The sequence below is a fragment of the Bradyrhizobium sp. genome, from assembly GCF_016462955.1.
Lineage (GTDB): Bacteria > Pseudomonadota > Alphaproteobacteria > Rhizobiales > Xanthobacteraceae > Bradyrhizobium.
In genome coordinates this window covers 1-4,910 of record NZ_JAEMSD010000503.1, presented here as the reverse complement: position 1 = coordinate 4,910, position 4,910 = coordinate 1, and the positions used below count along the sequence as shown (strand labels likewise).

Genomic DNA, 4,910 nt, shown 5'->3' with positions numbered 1-4,910 from the left:
CGATGAGATTTGGATGAATCGTCATCGCGCTTTAGGTTGTTGTTTGCGCATGATCCTTCCGGGAAGGCCGCTTCGCAATTTTCCGGTTCGTGCTTTAGCCTCTGCGAGCGACCTTCGTCAGTTTGACCACGCGCTCGCTCGTCACTTCGTCGGCATAGGGCGCAAGGATGTCGAGCAGGTCCCTGCCACGCTGCGGAGTGGGGGCGACGAGTGCGCGATTGGCCACGGAATCCAGGTGATGATGCATCAATTCCATCACCTTGTCGGCATCGCCTTTGCCCAGCGCTGCGATGATGGCGCGATGCTCGTTGATGGCGCATTCGGTGGAATGCGGCCGGCTGAAGAGCGATAGCGTCAGGCAGCAGCGATAGGCGACCTCGCTGACATAGCGCACCAGGATCGGGCTGTTCGTCATCTGCGCGAGCAGGATGTGGAATTCGGTGGCGAGGCGAATCGAGACGGCGTCCGTGCTGCCGCGCGCACGATCCTCGGCGTCGACATGGGCGTTCAGCTCGGCGATCTGCGCCTTGGTCAGCTTGCCGGCGAGCTGGCGGACCACGAGCCGCTCCAGTTCGATGCGGATGTCGAAGGCATCGCGTGCCTCCTGCCAGCTCGGCGTCGCCACCACGGCGATCCGGTTGCGGCGGAGCTCGACCAGGCCTTCAGCGGCGAGCTGGCCCAGCGCGTGGCGGGCAATGGTGCGGCTGACGCCGAAACGCTCGCCGAGCGAGTCCTCCGGCAGCTTGGCGCCGGGCTCCAGCGCCTGCTCGATGATGGCGCGTCGGAGGGCGCGACAGATCACGCTGACCTTGTCCAATGATTCCGAAGTCTTGTTGCTCGTGCGCGCCGCCATCGGCGAATCCTCGAGGGAAGGGTCGGCGCTCTTTTAGCATAGCCTGATGCCAACTCAGCGCTCCAATTGCATGCACTTGACACCCGAATTGCCTAAATCGAATCCGCCCGTCGGCGCGCGGTCTGCTCAAACGGTTGATTTTACAGGCCCGAGCGCTTGGCACCTCGCTTGCATGCACTTTCGCTGTGATGCGCATGCAACCCAACGATCGGTTTGACGGCCAGCCGGTTCCCGAAACAGCCGCCGCCACCGCCATCGAGCTCTCGGAGGCGTCCGTGACCTTCGGGCGCGGCGACCGTGCCGTCCCGGCTCTGTCGAAGACCACGCTCAAGATCGCCGACGGCGAGTTTGTCGCACTGGTCGGGCCGTCAGGATGCGGCAAATCGACCATCTTGCGTCTCGTCAGTGGCCTCGTGCAGCCGACCAGCGGCGTCGTCATCGTCGGCGGCCGCGAGGTGGCGGCGCGCGCGTTGCGGGTCGGCATGGCCTTTCAAAACCCGACCATGCTGCCGTGGATGACGATCGAGCGGAACATCATGCTGCCGCTGAAGATCGTCGAGCCGTTCCGCTCCAGCTTCCGCAGGCTGCGCAAGACCGAGTATCGCGACAAGGCCAACGCATTGCTGGAGCAGGTCGGTCTCAAGGGCTTCGGCACCCGCTATCCCTGGCAGCTCTCCGGCGGCATGCTTCAACGCGCCAATCTGTGCCGCGCGTTGATCCACGAGCCGCGTATGCTGCTGCTCGACGAGCCGTTCGGCGCGCTCGACCAGTTCACCCGCGAAGAGCTGTGGGCGATCCTTCAGACGCTCTGGATGACGCACAAGCCGACCGTGCTGCTCGTGACGCACGATCTGCGCGAGGCCGGCTTCCTCGCCAGCCGCATCTGCGTGATGAGCGCACGCCCCGGCCGCATCCTCGACGACAGCCGCGTCGACTTCGCACGGCCGCGCACGGTTGCGATGACCTTCGAGCCGGATTTCGTCGCGCTGAACCAGAAGCTGCGTGCCTTCATCGAGGATGCGCGCAGCACGGCCCAGCAGGGAGCAGGCTGATGTTCGGGATCGATGTCAGGCAGAAGGCGTGGTCGGCGGGACTGATCGTGCTGTTCTTCCTCGCCTGGGAGCTGTTCTGCCTGATGACCGGCATGTCCGACCTGGTGCTGCCGCGGCCGTCGCAGGTGTTCGTGACGCTGGTCGAGCGCTTTCCGGTGCTGTGGCCGCACATCGTGCAGACGCTCGCCACCACCATGCTCGGCTTCGTGCTTGGCGTTGCGCTCGGCGTGGCACTCGGCGCGATCATCGGCGTCTCCAAGACGGCCTACGACACCTGCTATCCGCTGCTGATCGGCTTCTCCTCGATCCCCAAAGTCGCGGTGGTCCCGATCTTCGTGCTGTGGTTCGGCTCCGGCACGGTGCCGGCGGTGCTGACCGCGCTGTCGATCTGCTTCTTCCCGATCGTGGTCAACATCGCGACCGGCCTTGCCACCACCGAGCCCGAGCTCGAGGACGTCTTGAAGGCGCTCGGCGCCAGCAAGCTCGACATCCTCTGGAATGTCGGCCTGCCCAGAACCATGCCGTTCTTCTTCGCGTCGCTGAAGGTCGCGATTTCCTATGCCTTCGTCGGCGCCGTGCTGTCGGAGACGGTCGCCTCCAATCGCGGCATCGGCAACGTCATGATGACCGCGTCCTCCAATTTCAACGTGCCGCTGGTGTTCGCCGGCCTGTTCGTGCTCGCCGGGCTCGGCGTCGCACTCTACGTCGTGTTCTCGCTGATCGAAGGCCAGGTCACCGGCTGGGCCACGCGCAAGAACGACGCGATCGCCACCTGATTTCTTGAACCATCACGCAACGAAGCTGAGGAGGTCTCGATGTTGAGGAAAGTAACCGCCGCGCTGCTGGGATTGGCGCTGTCCACAGGCGCCGCCATGGCCCAAGAGACCACGATCAAGTTCACGCTGGGCTGGAAGACCCAGGGCAGCGATGCCGCCTTCTTCTATGCCAAGGACAACGGCTTCTTCAAAGAGGAGGGCCTCAACGTCGTCATCGACCAGGGCGAGGGCTCCGGCGCCACCGTCACGCGCGTGATGTCCGGTGCCTATGACGCCGGCTTCGGCGACGTCAACGCCATCATCCAGAACGCGGCGACCAAGCCGCAGGAGGCGCCCGTCATGGTCTACATGATGTGGAACCAGCCGCCATTCGCGATCGTCGCCAAGAAGAGCAGCGGCATCAACACCATCAAGGATTTCGAGGGCCGCACGCTCGGCGGCGCTCAGGGTACGCCAACGACACGCCTCCTGCCCGTGTTCACGCGCAAGAACGGGCTCGACGGCGAGAAGATCAAGATCTCCAACATGGCGCCGAACCTGCAGGAGCCGATGCTGATCAAGGGCGACATCGACGCGGCGCTCGTCTTCAACATCACCAGCTATTTCAACCTGGTGCTCAACCGCCAGGATCCGGACAAGGATTTCAAATGGTTCTCGTTCGGTGAGTACGGCCTCGACCTCTACTCCAACGGCGTGATGGTCTCCCGCAAGCTGATCGCCTCGAACCCGAAGGCCGTCGCGGGCCTGGTGCGCGCCATCAACAAGGCGGCGATCGCGATTGCCAAGGACCAGAATGCCGGCATGAAGGCGGCGGTGAACTACGACAACCTCATCAACGCCGATGTCGAGAAGCGGCGGCTGCAATATTCCTTCGAGAAGCTGATCGTCTCGCCGGAGATGAAGGAGATCGGCATCGGCGACGTCAAGGACGACCGCATGACGCGCGCCATCGGCATCGTGGTCGAGGGCTACCAGCTCGCCCGCGCGCCGACGCCGGCGGAAGTGTTCTCGCGCGAATTCCTGCCGCCGCGCGCCGAGCGGGAGCTGGTGTATACCGCCAACTGATGGGAGATTGATCATGGCCACGGAGGTTTCGGCAACCAGCCTGTTCCGTGGCCCTGATCGCGGCGTCTGCGACGATGCCGTGCTGCGGCACGAGGGCGGCATCATCACCGACGTTTCGGAGGGAGCAGGGGCTGCGAGCGGCCCGCGCTCCCTGGTCATTCCGGCCTTCGTCAACGCCCATGATCATGCCCGTGCCACGGCGTCGTCCTTCGGCGCGGTCGGCATGCCCCTGGAAAGCTGGATCCTGCGGACCGCGCTCGGCACGCCCGTCGATCCCTATCTGACGGCGGCCTCGGCGCTGGCACGATCGGCCAAGGCGGGTTGCGCGGCCATGATGGTGCACTACACGCGGCCGAGCGGGACGATGTCCCTGGTGGACGAGGCAAAAGCGATCGCGAAGGCTGCGTCCGACGTCGGCATCCGCATCGCGTTTGCGATGGCCGTGCGCGACCAGAATCCGATCGTCTATGGCGATGCCGAGCCGGTGCTCTCGGGCCTGTCGCGCGAGGAGCGCAAGACCATCGAGGACCTGTTCGTCCGCGCGCCGATGTCGCCGGACACGTATATCGAGCTGACCGACAGCATTGCCGCCGCTGTGGCCGGGCCGATGGTGGACGTTCAGCTCGGTCCTGCCGGCGTGCAATGGTGCTCGAAGCCGCTGCTCGAAGCGGTGGCGGAGAACTCCGCGCGCACCGGCCGCCGCATCCACATGCATCTCCTGGAGACCGTATACCAGCGCGCCTGGGCCGATCGGAATTTTCCGGACATGGTGCGCTGGCTGCGGGACATCGGATTCCTCTCGGAGCGGCTGACGCTCGCGCACTGCATCCACGCGCGCCCCGACGAGCTGGAGATGATCGCGGCCTCCGGCGCCCGCATCGTCACCAATTTCAGCTCGAACATGCATCTGCGTTCGGGCCTGGCTCCGATCGCCGCCGCGCACACATGCGGCTGTGCCATCGCGGTCGGCGTCGACGGGCTGGCGCTGGACGAGGACGACGACATCCTGCGCGAGATGCGGCTGGTGCAGATGGTGCATGGCGGCCTCGGCTTCAAGCCGACATGGACGCCGGCCGAGCTGTTCTCGCTCGCCATCCGCAACGGCCGCCGCGCGACGGGTGCTCCTGGAAATGGCGAGCTCGTCGCCGGCAACCCGGCCGACTA

The 4,910-nt window shown here is 65.1% G+C and carries 5 protein-coding genes; 4 read left to right on the top strand and 1 reads right to left on the bottom strand.

Annotation, left to right across the window (positions count from 1 at the left end; translation table 11 throughout):
• Positions 1 to 94: 94 nt before the first annotated feature.
• Positions 95 to 853 (bottom strand): GntR family transcriptional regulator, encoded by a 759-nt coding sequence (locus JHD07_RS32920; RefSeq protein ID WP_291629713.1) that lies wholly within the window; start codon positions 851 to 853, stop codon positions 95 to 97.
• A 194-nt stretch (positions 854 to 1,047) separates the two neighbouring features.
• Between JHD07_RS32920 and JHD07_RS32915 the strand changes: the two genes are divergently transcribed.
• The 4 genes from JHD07_RS32915 to JHD07_RS32900 form a co-directional block, all read left to right on the top strand.
• A complete protein-coding gene (locus JHD07_RS32915; RefSeq protein WP_291629710.1) occupies positions 1,048 to 1,905 on the top strand; it encodes an ABC transporter ATP-binding protein in 858 nt (285 codons plus the stop codon).
• Positions 1,905 to 2,681, top strand: a complete 777-nt coding sequence (locus JHD07_RS32910; RefSeq protein WP_291629708.1) for an ABC transporter permease — start codon at positions 1,905 to 1,907, stop codon at positions 2,679 to 2,681. Before JHD07_RS32915 ends, JHD07_RS32910 begins: the two co-directional genes overlap by 1 nt.
• A 39-nt stretch (positions 2,682 to 2,720) precedes the next feature.
• A complete protein-coding gene (locus JHD07_RS32905; RefSeq protein ID WP_291629706.1) occupies positions 2,721 to 3,746 on the top strand; it encodes an ABC transporter substrate-binding protein in 1,026 nt (341 codons plus the stop codon).
• A gap of 13 nt (positions 3,747 to 3,759) precedes the next feature.
• Positions 3,760 to 4,910, top strand: a 1,151-nt coding sequence (locus JHD07_RS32900; RefSeq protein ID WP_291629704.1) for an amidohydrolase family protein, incomplete at its 3' end; no start/stop codon positions are given.

Bases quoted from the DNA above. Each gene is read 5' to 3' on its own strand.
- JHD07_RS32915 (WP_291629710.1), top strand. From the start codon at position 1,048: ATGCAACCCAACGATCGGTTTGACGGCCAGCCGGTTCCCGAAACAGCC.
- JHD07_RS32905 (WP_291629706.1), top strand. From the start codon at position 2,721: ATGTTGAGGAAAGTAACCGCCGCGCTGCTGGGATTGGCGCTGTCCACA.
- JHD07_RS32910 (WP_291629708.1), top strand. From the start codon at position 1,905: ATGTTCGGGATCGATGTCAGGCAGAAGGCGTGGTCGGCGGGACTGATC.
- JHD07_RS32920 (WP_291629713.1), bottom strand. From the start codon at position 853: ATGGCGGCGCGCACGAGCAACAAGACTTCGGAATCATTGGACAAGGTC.